Consider the following 16,294-nt stretch of genomic DNA (forward strand, 5'->3'; position numbering starts at 1 on the left):
ACGAAATTGCTATATTACTATTTCGGTCATCTCTCCAAAGTAAAATTAGGAATTACCTTCGGGCGCTCAGTTTCATTGGCCGCTTTCCAGGATGTTCTGTACATCCATTCCGTCATTTTGTGGAGTTTTTTATAATTGATATTTTCAGATTCATCCTGCGGTGTGTGGTACTGATCATGCAGAACGCTTGTGAAAAATATAGCCGGAATACCTGCTTTAGCATAAGGAAGATGATCGCTTCTGAAATAGAAGTATTCTGCATGGTTCGGAGAATCCCAGTCTTTCAGATATTTGAATTTTGTACTTTCACTGTTGGCGTCTTCAGCCATCTTTACCAGTTCCTCTGAGTTTTTGTGCGGAGCATTCCCTCCTAATAAAGCTGCTTCATTATTATCATTTCTCCCGATCATGTCTCCGTTCAGAACGGCAATGATCTTTTCTTTAGGAACAACAGGATGGGCTGCGTGCCATCTCGATCCCAGCAGTCCTCGTTCTTCGGCACCATGGAATACGAACAGGATACTTCTTTTTGAAGGCTGTTTTTTATAAGCTCTTGCCATTGCCAGCATAGCTACACACGTGCTTGCATTATCATCAGCTCCGTTGTAAATCGTGTCGTTTTTTACGGGATGTCTGATCCTGTCATGATCCTGATGGCCGCTGAGGAGTACATATTCGTTTTTTAATTCAGGATCGGTTCCATCTATTTTACCGATAACATTGACAGAAGGGTATCTGTAAGTATCAGTCAGGAGGTTAAGTGAGAGGTGAGGATTGTTTTTTACCCAGTCTGCATTTTCTTTTCTGATCCACAAGACAGGAATGTTACCTGTGATCTTTTCTCTGAGACCTTCCACTCCGTAACTGCCTCTGGTCATCTGCGGAAGAACTTCTACCCAGCTTTTTTCCGAAATGTCATCAGTGATGAAGATGATGCCTTTTGCGCCGAGTTCAAAGGCTTTACTGTAATATTTTGTTCTTACAAATCCGGGATATCTTCGTACGAAAAGCGTCATGTCCTTATCTATATTTTTATCAGATGCATTTACCGCGAGTACTTTTCCTTTTATATTTAGCTGCGAAAGATTTTCAGGTTCTGTGTTCCCCGCATAAATAATGTCAGAATCGATGCTGGCATTTACCGGTTCGGCAACCAGGAAATCTTTCCATAACTGAAGCTGGCGGTCCCCGATCTTAAGAATGGTTTGCGGACTGACTTGATGTCTGTACATATCGAAAAACTGAAAAAAAGTTCCATGGTCTCCTGCAGGCTTCATTCCTGCTTCTTTTGCTTTGTCAGCCAGCCACATGGATACTTTTAACTCATCTAAAGTTCCTGCTTCACGACCCCAAAACTGATCTGCTGCTAACTCTTACATATCTTTTCGAAGATCAGTTTCCCTGATGGCTGCGGTAAGGGGTTTTTTATAATTTTGTGCATTTCCGAGGATGAAAACCAATAATCCTATGAAAGACAGTAAGGGCTGTTTCTTCATTTTTCAGGTATTTTAAATATATTAATTTCTAAAACTGTTTTTTTATTTTTTAAAGCTTTTGATGCTGATTGTAAGCTGTTCCTGTTTTCTCTATCAAATATATTAATTTTTGAAAACTATATTTTGATTTCAGGATTTATACAATTTTAAACTATTAAGAATATTTAGTTTTAATTATAAAGATCATGCAGATTTATTGAGATTCACCATGATAAATGATGGAAAGTATACTGAAATCAGTAATCATTCCGATGTTCTGTAACGAATTTATTTTTATTATGAATCACCCAAAAATCATATCCCTGCAAATCTCCGGAAACAATAAAAAACCCGGAACAAAATCTTGTCCCGGGTGTATAACTGATATTGATGATCTAAAATCCTAATAATTTCAACTTAAACTGAATGGCGAAATTATCTTTGAATTTCGGTGTGTTGTAATGTCCGACCCTGTAGAAAAAGCCTAAGTTAAACTGAGAGGAAAGGAAATTATTCCATTCCAGACCCAGTTCATTATACAGGTGATCTAATTTTTCAAATTCAAACTGGTGGAATTCCGGATTCTTCATATCACCGATGGTTCCCCTGTAGATAAAGTCAAAGCTGGATACATTTTTACCGAAACTCTTAAAATACCATGGAAGTCTGTGGGTAAGATAGGCACCCACAAATTTGTCATTGTAGTATTTTCCTCCTTCCATTGTTGCAAAACCAAGGTATGAGGTGAGATTAAAATTTAATCCGCCATGTCCGTTTCCTAAACCGTTCATTGTGAAATTTTTCCAGATTGGCGCTTCACCCGTGATGATACCACCGTATGCTCTGATGCCGGTAACTCCTAATTTAGTTTTAAAATTATGAACGAAAAGTGCATCGAACCTGCTGAAATTAAAATCTCCGTCTAATGTTTTGAATCCCTGCTCGTAATTCAGATACAGCTCGGGAAGGTTCTGCTCATAAGTGTATTTCCCGGTAGGGGTCATGATATTTTTTGAGTTGGGAGAGTACTTTAAAGTGATGGTAGAAGAAGCAATATCAAACTGGCTTCCGAGACCTTTATAGCTGTACGCAAATTTTGACTCTTCCTGAGTTCTTTTAGCAGCAACATTGATGGTCAGTCCATTCGTGATATCATTTTCATAACTCACTTTGAATCCCTGGTGACCAAAGAAAACTCCGTTGTTCAGGGCCACTCCGGAATTCATAATTTTCATTCTGAAATTCCATAAGTTTTCTGAAAAACGGCCCGCAGCCATGACATCATCAAAATACTCAACACGGAAGAATGAATTTTTTTCAAGTGTCGTACGGATGTCAACCCCCGCACCGAATTTAAAATCTTTATCATAAATTCCATAGGCAAAATAGGCATCCGGAGAAATATATTTATTAAATTTTTCGTTCAGTTTTGCTCCTGCCCCAAAACGGAAATGTTCATATTTGTTATAGCCGATCAGTCTTGCCAGATCAAAATCAACAATGCCTACTCTTATTTTTCCTTTCAGTAAACCTGTCAGGGCTTTTGCTTTCTGATCCAGTTTGTATTTGCTGCTCAGACTGTCAATTTTTGTATAGGTTGTCGCTTCACGGGCCGTCAGATTTTCAGTCCTGTACTGATCAATAAGATTTCCGTCTGAATTTTTAACATCTATCGTATATCCTTTAAAGTCTTTGGGGTTTTCTTCAATCGGAGTTTTGAAATCAAAATAATCTGCCGTTGCAAAACCGTAGCTTCCAAATTTCTTTATGTTGTTTTTATCGGCTTCTTTTTCTTCTTTGGTTTTCTTTTTATCTGATTTGTCATCAGTGTCAAAAGTGGTTGAACCAAATTTTATCTTATAATTTTCCTTTACTAAAAACCATTTGTTCTCAATAGGCTTCCAGATACTCGTGATGCTTCCTTCGCTTTTAATCTTGCTGTTGCTCTCAATTTTTTTCAAAGCATAGGTGTCTTTGTCCACATAAATATATCCGTTGAATTTTCTCCGGTTTACCGCTTCTTTGTAATCTACCTGTCGGAAACGGATCACATAATTCTGTCTACCGTCGATTTCAATGGAATCGGTAAGGAAAAACCGGTAAAGATTTCTGTTTTCTTCTTTTATTTCTTTAGGGATTACATTTCTGTTGGAACGGAATGCCATCAGTTCATAGATCGGTTCTTTAAGACCTGCAATTTTGTTATCAAGGATATTGGTTTTTTCACCATATTTTTTTGAATATAAACTTTGCGAAGCTCTTTCCCACAAAAACATTTTGCTTTTGCCGACCAGTTTCATCAGATTAACAGATTCCAGAGAATCTTTTCTTTCCTGTACTTTCATCGGCTGCTGAGGCAGTTTCTTCAAAGAATCGATTCTGTTGGCAATATAAGCGTTGTATGCATTGATGCTGTCCTCATCAAAATCCAGAGAAATTTTTTCATAGGATTTAAATGAATAGGAGTCCAGGCTCAAAGGAGAGTTTTGTTTGTAATTTTCGTTGATCTTTCTCAAAATTTCCAAAGCTCTGGGATCACTTTTGTCTTCAAGGATTACGGTCTGGATGTTTTTTGTTTTGGGATCTGCTTTGCTCAGAAAGACTTCCATTACTTTATCCACTACCACATCATCCTCAAAAAAACCTCTTGCCGAAACCTCTACTTTTTTACACTTCGTTTTAAAGTTCAGCACGCCGGATGCATCGGTTTTTCCTATAATTCTGTCATTACAGAAAACGGATGCATTGGGGATCACTAACTGATCTCCGGAACTTTTAACGGTGATTTTCGACTGTGAGAAAATGCTGATGTATCCGAATGACAGCAGCAGGATATAAAATTTTTTCATAAAGAATCTCTGACAATTAATTTGATTGGTTAGTAATGATTTACTTTTCCATCATTTCATGAATCGAAAATCACGTAAATCAAATCAGCTATGGCAAATAAAGTGCCGCAGATGTTAAAAGTTCTTAATAAAATTATGCATCAGTTAAGATGAGCCTGTTTTTCTGCAAATTCTTTAGAAAATTTTATTCTGTCTTCTTCCAGTTTCTCCTGATTTTCCGGTAAAATATAATTGAAAAGAATTTTATCTTCTTTGTCTAAGAAAATCATTTCTTTTTCTTCACCATCGATCATCTGGGAGAAAATCGCCCACATTGAAGTGTCTTTTAATCTCAGTAACTCGAAAAACTGCTCTGCTTTAATTTCTATTTTTTTCATTTTTATATTATTTATCCTGACTGTCCGTCAACCAAGATTATGTGTAAAATTCGCTGACTGAAAAGAAGGCGATTTTCTTTTACTCAACAGAGAACATAAAATCTCTGTCTGATGTAGACCGATGATAAAAAATCGGATTATTAATTATTTACTCCTCTTAAAATTCTAAAAGTTTCAGTTTAAACTGAAATGCAAAATTCTGTTTAAAACTGTAGGTTGTATAATATCCGACTCTGTAAAAAACACCCAGGTTAAAATACGATGAAAGGAAATTATTCCATTCCAGCCCCACTTCCTGATAGAGGTGGTCTAATTTTCTGAATCTGAAATCATGGTATTCAGGATGTTTCATGTCACCAATGGTTCCCCGTACAACAAAATCAAAACTCGATACATTCTGCCCGATACTTTTAAAATACCATGGAAGCTTATGCGTGAGATAGTAGGCTACAAATCTGTCATTGTAAAATTTCCCTCCTTCCAGTGTTGCAAACCCCAGGTATGAGGTAAGGTTGAAGTTGATGTCCCGACTCGGCGATGCAAGACCATTCATTGTGAAATGTTTCCAGATAGGAGCTTCACCCAAAACCAATCCACCATAGAGTCTGAGTCCGGTGGTGCCTAAGCCGGTTTTAAAATTCTGCACAAAAAGCGCGTCGAAACGGGTGTAATTAAAATCACCGCCCAATGCTTTGAAGCTCTGCTCAAAATTAAAGTAGAGTTCCGGATATTTCTGATCAATCACTGATTTTCCCTGGGGTGTCATGATGTTGGTGGAATTGGGAGAATACTTCAGGGTTACAAGGGTATTGAAATTCTCGAAAGTGGAACCGCTGTTTCTGAAATTGTAATCAAATTTTGCTTCCTCCGTATTCCTTCTGGCGGCAAAGGCGAGTGTGAGGCCATTGGTGACATCATTCAGATACGATACAGAAGCACCTTCGTAACGGTAATATTTATCATTGTTGATGTTGTTCCCGTAATTCATCATGCGCATTCTGAAGGTCCAGAGTCTGCGGTAAAATTCGCCGGAGGAGTTGACATCATCATAATATTCAATTCTGAAAAAAGAATTTTTATCCAGCGTTGTTTTGATATCAAGTCCGATTCCATATTTGAGTTTTTCATCACTCAGTCCGTATGCAAAATAATAATCCGGTGAGAAATAAGGATTGAAGTTTTCATTCAGTTTTCCTTTCAGACCCAGTCTGAAACCTTCATAAAGGTTATAATTGATCACTTCTCCGATATCAAAATCGAAACTTCCGACACGCACCTGCCCGTTGATCAGCCCGGTTAAGATTCTGGCTTTTCGGTCAACATTATATCTTTTTCCGAGACTGTCGATCACAGAATAGGTGTTTTTTTCTCTTTCAGATAAAGGATCTGTACGGTATTTCTCAAGCGTCCTTCCGTCTGCATTTTTTACCGTAAAAGTGTATCCCTTAAATTTTTTCGGATCCTCTTCGATCGGTGATTCGTAGTCGAAATAGGTCGAACTCAGATATGCATAGGTTCCGAAGCTTCTCTTATGTTTTTTCTGATGGGTTTCTGTATCTTCTGTTGTTGGCGCAGCATTATTCATGCTCATTCTGCCCATTCTCAACTTTACACGCTCTTCTGCCAGAAACCATTTGTTATTGAAAAAAGTCCAGGTGCTCGTGATGTTACCGTCATTTTTATCTTTGCTGATGCTCTCGATCTTTTTGATACCGTAAGTATCTGTATCAATATATAAATAACCGCTGAATTTTCTTCTTTTAACAGATTTCTTATAACTCACTTCACGGAAACGGATCACAAAGTTTTTTCTGCCGTCCACCTCAAGAGTGTCTGTGAGGTAAAAACGGTACAGACCACGGTTTTCCGGTTTGATCTGACTGGGAACTTTATCCCTGTTTCCCTGCAGGGCAATCATTTCGTAGATCGGCTGTTTCAGTCCCGAAATACGGTTGTCTAAAATGTTGACTTTTTCACCGGATTTTTTTGAATATAAATATTCCTGAGCCCTTTCCCAGAGAAACAGCTTGCTTTTTGAAAATATCCTTCGGGCCGAAACATCGTTGAGGGAATCCTTGGTTTTCTGTTTTCTGAACAGGTTAAAATTGTCATTAAACACTTCATTGTATGCTGAAATACTGTCCTGATCAATATCTAAGGAAATCTTATCATAAGATTTATAAGAATAGGAATCTAAACTTTTGGGTGAATTGCTTTTAAAATGCTGGTCTGCCTTTCTGAGAATTTCAAGCGCCTGAGGATCACTTTTATCTTCGAGGATCACCGTTTCAATGGACTGTGTTTTTGATGAGGTATTGATGAGCGTAACGGTCATTTCATTTTCCACCAATGCGCTTTCCTTAAAATAACTGGCTGCAGTGATCTGAATGTTTTTACATTTGGCTTTAAATTCTAAAAATCCGTTATCATCTGTTTTGCCAAGGATTTTGTCGTTGCAGGAAACAGTGGCATCGGCAATCGGTGTTCCATTTGCTTCATTAATTACTGTGAGTTTTGATTGTGAAAAACCAAAAACAAATACCCACAGAAATATAAAAACAAGCCCCTTTTTCATGAAAAAAATCTACCACAAAATTACTGATATTTCTTTGCGTAAGAAAGTTTTTGGGATGAAGTTTTGCATATTGATTTTAACTGCGGAAAATGATGAGTGATGTTTTTTAACCGCAAAAGAAACAAAAGATTTTAATAGGATTTGAGCTATTCAAAAGCAGGCAAAATGATAGAATAAGGAGTTCGCTTTTTATAACTTTGTTATTACTTTTATCAAGTATTTCTTTTGTGCCTTTTGCGGTAAAAATAGATTTATTGATCGTTTAAAGCACTCATAAAATCAATGATTTGGTCAATTTCCTGTGGGGTTAAATTCAGTTTTGCATCTGAGAGTGTCTGATTTTCAATTTTTAATCCTGATCCTTTACCGCCGCCTCTGTTGTAAAAGTCCATGACTTCTTTCAAGGTCTTATAACCGCCGTTGTGCATGTAAGGAGCTGTTTTGCTGATGTTTCTCAGGGTTGGTGTTTTAAATGAATTCTGCAGGAATTCCACTGTCTCATGAAATTTTCCTCTGCCGGGATCGGTGTCGGCTTTTTTGTTTGAAGCATTTTCTGCAACACCCAAAACTTCCTGTTCGGTCTTGGAAAAGTTGGGCGGAACGGTGCCGTTGAATAACGGAACAAAATGACAGATCGCACACTGCGCTTTTCCTACAAAAAGATTAAATCCTTTTTTCTGTTTTTCGGTCATTGCCGAAGGGTTTCCACGCATGTATCGGTCAAAATCTGAATTGAAAGTCGCCAGTGAGCGGATGTAACTTGCAAGAACATTCTGCAGCTGCCAGACTTCTGTTTTTTGGGTTCTGTAAATTTTCTCGAAATTTTTCTGATATTTTTTATCCTGATTGATTTTTGCAATAATTGCATTCATATCTCCGTGCATCTCCTCTTTGTTGGTGATCACATCAGAACTCTGTCCTTCAAGATCATCTTTTCTCATATCCCAGAACTGCCCGTGCTGAAATGCAGAATAGCTGAGGGAGGGCGTATTTCTCTTCAGGGCAGAATTCTCCAGTGACATTGATTTTTCTAAACCGTCGGTGAAGGCTTTTTCTGCGATATGGCAGGTGGCACAGCTTCTGGAATTGTTCTCTGATAATATTTTATCATTAAAGAGCTGTTTTCCGAGGCTTACTTTTTCAGGGGACATTTCATATTCTTTTCCCGGAACAAAGGCATTAGGATCAAATGCGTTTTTAGAGTAAAAGGTAGAGGCATTTTTATGTAAGGCTGAAGTAACCTCAATATCAGGAATGTTTTCTTCTTTTTTAAACTGAAGCAGAAGGGAAGAAATTTTGTTTAAATGACCGGGGATAAAATCAATATAATTAAATGTATTTTTATCCGGATTTTTCGTCAGCAGGTTAATGGAAACCCTGATCTCATTGATGATCTGTTTCAGTGAATTTCCCTTTGATTTTTCGGTTGAAAGTTGTTTCAGCGTACGGTGTATGCTTTCTAAAGAAGCTGGGATCTCCATCAGTGATGTTCCGCTGAGCGGGGTGTCAAAACCTGCGATTCCGAGGCTTGAAATTCTGAAAATATGTTGCCGCAAGGCATCAAACACCTGGTCTTTGCTGATGGTGATCACCAGGAAATTAGCTTTTACTGCACTGCTTTTGGCTGTCAGCTTTTTCATGATCCTGATGAGTTCGTCTTTATTCTTCTTTTCGTAAGGATAGATCATTTCTTCGATTACCTGGAGCCCTTCCGGTTCGATGACGGTGTGTTCTTCCATTTCAATTTCAGGAAGTGCGGGACCGTTCATGAACCTTGCCGTATTGGGAAGAAAATACTCAATTGCCCACTCCATCTTTTTATAGGTTATTCTGAGCTGCCTGAATTTTTCCTGAAGAACTGCGTTGTCAGCATCTTTTGAAACCAGGGTCATCAATTCGTTGACCTGTGCTGAAAACTCAACATTATCTTTAAAAATTTCTTTTTTAATATTCACCAGATCATTGACAATGGGTTTCTGATCCGTCTGGCACTGTAAAATTCCAAAGAAGATAAAGGTTACAGCGAGAAAAAGGGCGAGAGGATATTTTAGGATAAATTTCATGGAATATAAAAAGGCATCAGTAGAGAAGATTCTACTGATACCTGGTTATTTAAAAGGTTAAAAACTACTTCTGAACGTTTCTGATAAGAATGATCTGTCCACCTTCTTTATTGGTATTTACACCGGCTCCGTCAGCATTTTTGAAAGCATCTTTCTGCCATGTATGAGAGTGAATATTTACTGCAAAAGTATTGGGAACGCCAATGATGTCTGAAACATCGATCATCGCTCCGTATTCCCATGATCCGAATTTCTGTAAATTTCCGGATTGGTTGTAAGCAGTCTGCCAAGCAGCGTCATTTCTGTTGTGCTTCATATTTAACCATGGCTTATACTGTTTTGTGCTGATATTCAGCTGCCAGATATAAGAATCGTGTGCTGCGGCAGGATAATAAGAATCTCCGTCTTCCTGAATGTAAACGAAATTTTCGGTCACACAGAGGTTGTCTGGATTGATCAGGTTATTCCCCGGATTTGAGTCACCTTCGGCAACAACTTCCAGTTTCCCGGTCAGCATATTGCTTTCATTAAGAACCAGTTTATAGACTCTTCCCCACATCGTCAGTCCCGGTTTTGGAGTCACCCCGTCAGAAGATTCTCCGGTTGCCGTAAAGTAGATTTCTCTTCCTTTTCCTGCTCCTTTCCTGTAATCTACATCTTCAACTCTTGAAAAGCGGATCGCATTAATATCAAGGTTTTTCTGATTGATCTGAGCTCCCGTAAGATTTTTTGCATTCGGGATTTCAACGAATTCAACATCATACTGGGAACCTTTTGAAATATTGGTTTCCGTTGTATTGTTGTCTGTTCTTTTTAGAGAGTATAATTTACCGTTATCAAGATCTCCCTGGGTGTTGGCTACGTACATGATCAGCTGGCCTGCCGACTGATGAGAAGTAGAGTAGGACTGATCTTCACCGATTAAGATATAAGATTTTCCGTTGGATATATCTTTAGGAAGCGGTACCGCATTTTCCATGGAAGCTTTTCCTAATGCTGGTTTTACCCTTGTTTTGTCTGATGCCTGTGATGCAGCAGCCATTGGGTTGATGGCGTGTACCATACTTTCTTCACCCGATTCTCCGGCAGTTAAAAATGCGCTGAAACCATGTTCCTGAGGAGTTGCCAGTGTTGCCGAACACAATCTTGTCATTCCTCCGATTCCGTTTAAGATATATTCGCCTTTGACAGGTTTGAATGTCTTGTCCAGATATACTCTGGAAACCGACTGTGTGATCTCGTGATTCGTAATCATTAAATATCCGTCTGAAGCAGGGTCTTTCATGATTCCCATTCCGTCAGGCTGACCTGCGAAAACAAAATTAGGTGATCCGGCAAGGACGTCAGAACTTGAGATCAGTGTTGTGATCTTCAGATCTTCAAAACCGGACATTCCGAAAGCAAAGGCAGGCTCTTTTGAAAGGTTTTCAAATTTAATGTTTTCATTGACTGTATTTTCGGTGTTGTCTTTGTCATCATTACAACTTTGAAATACCGCTGCGGCGAACAATAATGCAGCAATCGATTGAGAAACTTTCATCATATTTTCTATAGTTTAAGTTGTGACAAAACTATGAGTCTTATATGAACTTAAGTTTACGTCGTGAATACCAAAAAATTAACTTTAATATAGGATTAGGTTCATATTGTTACGGGAACTTCAATAATTAGAATCAATCCAAATAAAAAATGCCGGAGTTACCCGGCATTGTTGTATTTAATAAATGATTTAAATCTTTAAATTATTAAGTATTAATACTGTTTTTCTTATTTCAAATCACTTTTAGAAATTACAATTTCCTTAATGACTGTCCCTTTTGAATCGGTGTAGATATATTTTAGGTTGTTAACTCCTAAAACGGCAGTCTGCTGGAATACCTGCTGTACCTGAGGCATTTTTATCATTTCTTCTTTCATTTTTTGTTCTGCACCATCCACTTTCAGCATTGGAACATAGCTGTCCGGAACTTCGTTCGTATAAATAAGGTTTTTATCCTTATCCGCTTTGATGCTTACTATTTTTGTTCCTGTAGAGGGATCTACCATCGGCAGATTTTTGTTGAATGCTTCTAAAATCTGGTTCAGATCATTGGTGCTTGGCTTATCACCTGAAGCGATCGCTTTAAAATCTACAGATTTATTGACATTATTCTTATCAATGGTCTTATCAATAATAATTTTGGAATCTGCACTGTGAACTTTCAGGTTAAATTTAACGCCTTCTTCAAAAAGCTCTTTTCCTATTTTTTCACTTTGAATTGCCTGGGCAATCAGGTCGGGAAGAGATTTACTGACCAGTTGAGTTTCCATATCACCACTCTGATACGTTGTTGTCACATCGATGTTGACCAATTCCGCTGAGGTAGAACTCGCTTTTGTCGATTTGATCATTTGGTTGACCATCATTGAGGATGAGTTGTTGTACATCTTGACAAAATCCTGAACTTTGTCTTCCTTCGTTTTACACGCCACAAGCATCAACGAAGCAAAAAGAATAATGAATACGTTTTTCATATAAATAATATTTTAGTGAAATACAGTAACAAAACAGAAACCAAAAAGTTTATGCTTGGATAAATTTATTGGATATTTAATTTATGATGTGAATTTGACGGATTTTCACGGGTTTGAAAACTATTGATAAAAAAGTTACAAACTATAAAAGGAAATATAATGTTTTGTGAAAATAATAATCGGCTGTAAACAAATTTATTATCTATAAAATAACCGTGCAGTTTTAGTTTTGGAGTGAAGTAACTGGAATCCAAGACAAACCAAAATTTCATAATTGATTGATGATCTCAAAACATTGCTTTGTAAAGTCAAAAATTTTGTATTAATATTAAATAACAGTCAACATTCTGTACTGTAAGAATTAAATTTTTACTCTTTGTGAGGTTTTCAACTCAAAATTTCCCAATCCGCTATAATTTTTTATCTTTACTAATCAAATTTCAAATTCATACTTCAAAATAAATCACAAATGGAACAGAAAGTACATCAGGGAAGAAACATTAAGAGATTCAGAGAGATGTTGGGGATCAAGCAGGAAGCTTTGGCTTTCGACTTAGGTGATGATTGGAATCAGAAGAAAGTTTCTTTGCTGGAACAGAAAGAAGTCATCGAAGATCGTTTACTTGAAAAAATAGCTGAACTATTGAAAATTCCTGTAGAAGCATTCCAGAACTTTAATGAGGAGAAAGCTGTGAATATCATTACCAATACTTTTAATGACAGTGCTACAGGTGGAGTAATCGTCAATAATTATAATCCTATTGATAAACTTTTTGAACTGCATGAAGAAAAAATTGCACTTTACGAAAGAATGCTGAAAGAAAGAGATGATATGATGGCAAGACTTGAAGATCTGATCAAAAATAAATAAAGAATTGAGATGTTTTCGTAAAAAAATAGTGAACCTACTCAAATACTATTTTGAAGTTAGAAAAAAAAGTATATTAAACCCCATATGTGGTTTGCAATATAAAAGAATCCCTTTCACAACTCATTTGTGAAAGGGATTTTTTGGATTTTAGAATATTTTTTTCATCATCAGTTATTGTACATCAGTGAGCTCCGTCAGTTCGAGTGTTTTTCGCAGCGAAGCGGAAAAATGTATCGAGAACCCGTGAACCACGGACAAAATTTGTCTTTAAAACAAAAACTTCTCGATACGGTTTTTTTCAAAACCTACTCGAAGTGACGTCCTGTCTACCCGAATTAAGATCGTTCCGTCAGTTCGAGCTCCGTCAGTTCGAGTGTTTTTCGCAGCGAAGCGAAGAAAAATGTATCGAGAACCCGTGAACCACGGACAAAATTTGTCTTTAAATCAAAACTTCTCGCTACGGTTTTTTGCAAAACCTACTCGAAGTGACGGCAGAGCAGTGAGATGTCATTAAATAAACACTCCCTTTCAGCTACTGAAAGGGAGTGTTGTTTATAGAAACCGCAAAGCGGTGATTTTATTAGGAAATATTAAAGATTCAAAGCCTTCTGATAGGCATTTTCCAGACCGTCAAGATTTTTTCCTCCTGCGGTTGCAAAGCCCGGATTTCCGCCGCCGCCGCCCTGGATTTCTTTAGCAAGATCTTTTACGATCGTTCCCGCCTGGTAGCTTGAGGCCAGATCATCGGAAATTCCAACCGTAATCATCGGTTTTCCGTCGTAATCAGACAAAACGATCGTTACAGAAGTCGGGATCTCCTTTTTCAGCTGGAATACAATATCTTTTACCGAACCGGCATCCAGAGAAGTTTTCTTAACCAAAAGCTGTTTGTCACCTTTGTGTTCGTAAGCCGTTTTCCAGTCGCCGATTTCTCCTTTCGCTTTTTCTTTTTTCAGCGATTCAACTTCAGATTTTAGCGCTGTATTTTCTTCGATCAATTTTTCAATTGATTTTACAAGGTCTTTTGATTTCAGCAATTGAGACAACTCAACAACCTGCTTTTCTAAATTTTTGAAATATTCTTCAGACTGATCTCCGGAAATCGCTTCTATTCTTCTGATTCCTGCAGCTGCAGAAGATTCAGAATTGATTTTGAAATGACCGATCTCACTTGTATGTTTTACGTGAGTTCCCCCGCAGAGTTCTTTTGAACTTCCAAACTGGATCATTCTTACGCTGTCGCCATATTTTTCACCAAACAGTGCCATCGCACCTTTGTCAATCGCTTCCTGAATCGGAATATTTCTGAACTCCTGCAGAGCGATATTTTCTTTGATCTTTGCATTGACCTTTTCTTCAATCAAAGCCAGTTCTTCATCCGTCATTTTGCTGAAATGCGAGAAGTCAAAACGTAAATAATCCGGACCGACGAATGAACCTTTCTGCTCAACGTGCGTTCCTAAAACTTCTCTCAAAGCCTCATGCAGCAAGTGGGTTACAGAGTGGTTGGCCTGAGAATTTTTTCTTTCGGTTGCATTGACTTTAGCATAGAAAACAGCTCCGGCATCTTTCGGAAGTCCGTTGATTAAGGAAATAATCAGTCCGTTTTCTTTTTTGGTTTCTAAAACCTCAAAACTTTCAACTGCATTTTCCAGCACACCTTTATCACCGGTCTGCCCACCGCCTTCAGGATAGAAAGGGGAGTTGCTCAATACCACCTGGTAAAACTCACCGTCTTTATTTTCTACTTTTCTGTATCTTGTAATGTACGTTTCTGCTTCGATTTGGTCGTAACCTACAAAGTTTTCAGGTTTTTCTTCTAAAACAACCCAATCGTATACTTTAGAAGCAGAATCTTTTTTAGAACGTTGCTTCTGTTTTGCCATTTCAGCTTCGAAACCGGCTTCGTCAATGGTCAGGCCTTTTTCTTCTGCGATAATTCTCGTGAGATCATCCGGGAAACCGTACGTATCATACAATTCAAAAACTTCTACACTTGGCAGAACTTTAGAACCTTCTGAAATGGTCTGCTGAATCAATTTATCAACTCTCAACAAACCTGTTTCTATTGTTTTTAAGAAAGATTCTTCTTCACTTTTAATCACTTCAGTAACTAATTTGCCTTGTTTTTCCAACTCCGGGAAGAATTTTCCCATTTGATTTTGAAGCACAGCTACCAGTTCGAAAAGGAAAGGTTCTTTTCTGTCTAAAAATCTGTAAGCGTAAGAAATTCCTCTTCTTAAAATTCTTCTGATGACATAACCCGCTCCTCCGTTGGAAGGAAGCTGTCCGTCTGCAATTGCAAACGAAACGGCTCTGATGTGATCTACCACAACACGGATCGCAATATCTTTTTCGTCTGTTAAAATTCCGGTATATTTTTTTCCTGAAAGTTCTTCAACTTTAGCAATCAGCGGCGTGAAAACATCCGTGTCATAATTGGATTCTTTTTGCTGTAAAGCCATACAGAGACGCTCGAATCCCATTCCTGTATCAATGTGTCTTGCAGGAAGGTTTTCCAGAGAACCATCCGCTTTTCTGTTGAATTGCATGAAAACCAGATTCCAGATTTCAACCACCTGAGGATGATCGTTATTCACCAATTCCAAACCGGAAATTTTAGCTTTTTCTTCAAGGGTTCTCAAATCCACATGAATTTCAGAACAGGGTCCGCAAGGTCCGCTGGCGCCCATTTCCCAGAAATTATCTTTCTTGTTCCCGTTGATGATTCTGTCTTCAGAAACAAACTGTTTCCAAAGATCATACGCTTCAGTATCTCTTTCAAGATTTTCTTTTGCGTCGCCTTCAAAAATGGTGACGTACAAATTTTCTTTAGGGATTCCGTACACCTCTGTCAGCAATTCCCAGGCCCAGGAGATGGCTTCTTTTTTGAAATAATCACCGAAAGACCAGTTTCCCAACATTTCAAACATGGTGTGGTGATAGGTATCACGACCCACATCATCCAGATCATTATGCTTTCCGGAAACTCTTAAACATTTTTGGGTATCGGCAATTTTTGAGGCTTTAGGTTCTTTGTAACCTAAAAAATAATCTTTGAACTGCGTCATCCCTGAGTTGGAAAACATCAGCGTAGGATCATCTTTCAGCACGATCGGAGCTGATGGCACGATAAGGTGGTTTTTACTTTTAAAATAGTCTAAAAACTGTTGGCGTATTTCCTGTGAAGTCATTTTTTATAGCTTTTAATATCAAAAAAATTGATAAGGATGCAAATTTAATATTTTTAAGTGATTGCGAAATACAGTTAATGTGAATTAATGAAAATTATCGTGTACAGGAGGTTGTGCAAGTTAAAAGCGGTCAGTAGTTGACAAATCTCTGTGTTTTTAGCATTAAAATTAAGTATTATCATTGATACCGGGAATCATAAACCATTTAAACAAACCTTTTTTCAAAATTTTTCGTATATAATATCAAATAAATGCTTAGATGAAAATTTATAAAAGGCTGATTTAATTTTAGCGTGAAATTTGCATCTAACAGAAGTGTTCGAAAATTATATCAACAAAATGATTAAGCATAATAAACAAAAAATGAAAAACATAT

The 16,294-nt window shown here is 37.6% G+C and carries 8 protein-coding genes and 1 pseudogene; 1 reads left to right on the plus strand and 8 read right to left on the minus strand.

All coding sequences use genetic code 11. The features are described 5' to 3' along the window. Positions 1 to 26: 26 nt before the first annotated feature. The 7 genes and pseudogenes from AC2A07_RS15775 to AC2A07_RS15805 form a co-directional block, all read right to left on the minus strand. Positions 27 to 1,496: pseudogene (locus AC2A07_RS15775) on the minus strand (M20/M25/M40 family metallo-hydrolase). A 374-nt stretch (positions 1,497 to 1,870) separates the two neighbouring features. Next, positions 1,871 to 4,324 carry a DUF5686 family protein gene (locus AC2A07_RS15780; RefSeq protein ID WP_484051180.1) on the minus strand — a complete coding sequence of 818 codons (2,454 nt, stop codon included), beginning with the start codon at positions 4,322 to 4,324 and terminating at the stop codon, positions 1,871 to 1,873. A gap of 140 nt (positions 4,325 to 4,464) precedes the next feature. Further along, on the minus strand, positions 4,465 to 4,701 hold the full coding sequence (locus tag AC2A07_RS15785; protein ID WP_314497122.1) for a hypothetical protein: 237 nt from the start codon (positions 4,699 to 4,701) through the stop codon (positions 4,465 to 4,467). Between the two features lie 157 nt (positions 4,702 to 4,858). Then, positions 4,859 to 7,276 (minus strand): DUF5686 family protein, encoded by a 2,418-nt coding sequence (locus AC2A07_RS15790; protein ID WP_484051181.1) that lies wholly within the window; start codon positions 7,274 to 7,276, stop codon positions 4,859 to 4,861. A gap of 251 nt (positions 7,277 to 7,527) precedes the next feature. Then, positions 7,528 to 9,339 carry a cytochrome-c peroxidase gene (locus tag AC2A07_RS15795; RefSeq protein WP_484051182.1) on the minus strand — a complete coding sequence of 604 codons (1,812 nt, stop codon included), beginning with the start codon at positions 9,337 to 9,339 and terminating at the stop codon, positions 7,528 to 7,530. A gap of 64 nt (positions 9,340 to 9,403) precedes the next feature. After that, entirely contained in the window at positions 9,404 to 10,879 is a 1,476-nt protein-coding gene (locus AC2A07_RS15800) for a PhoX family protein (protein ID WP_484051231.1), read from the minus strand. Between the two features lie 227 nt (positions 10,880 to 11,106). After that, positions 11,107 to 11,853 carry a hypothetical protein gene (locus tag AC2A07_RS15805; RefSeq protein ID WP_484051183.1) on the minus strand — a complete coding sequence of 249 codons (747 nt, stop codon included), beginning with the start codon at positions 11,851 to 11,853 and terminating at the stop codon, positions 11,107 to 11,109. A gap of 469 nt (positions 11,854 to 12,322) precedes the next feature. Here AC2A07_RS15805 and AC2A07_RS15810 point away from each other — a divergent pair, with 469 nt between their 5' ends. Further along, positions 12,323 to 12,724: an XRE family transcriptional regulator gene (locus AC2A07_RS15810; protein ID WP_484051184.1), complete on the plus strand. Its 402-nt coding sequence runs from the start codon at positions 12,323 to 12,325 to the stop codon at positions 12,722 to 12,724. Between the two features lie 590 nt (positions 12,725 to 13,314). Here the strand turns inward: AC2A07_RS15810 and alaS are convergent. After that, positions 13,315 to 15,918, minus strand: coding sequence for an alanine--tRNA ligase (alaS, locus tag AC2A07_RS15815; protein WP_484051185.1), 2,604 nt, complete (start codon positions 15,916 to 15,918; stop codon positions 13,315 to 13,317). Positions 15,919 to 16,294: the final 376 nt, after the last annotated feature.

The sequence above is a fragment of the Chryseobacterium sp. HNCC26DJ238 genome (genome assembly GCF_057180465.1).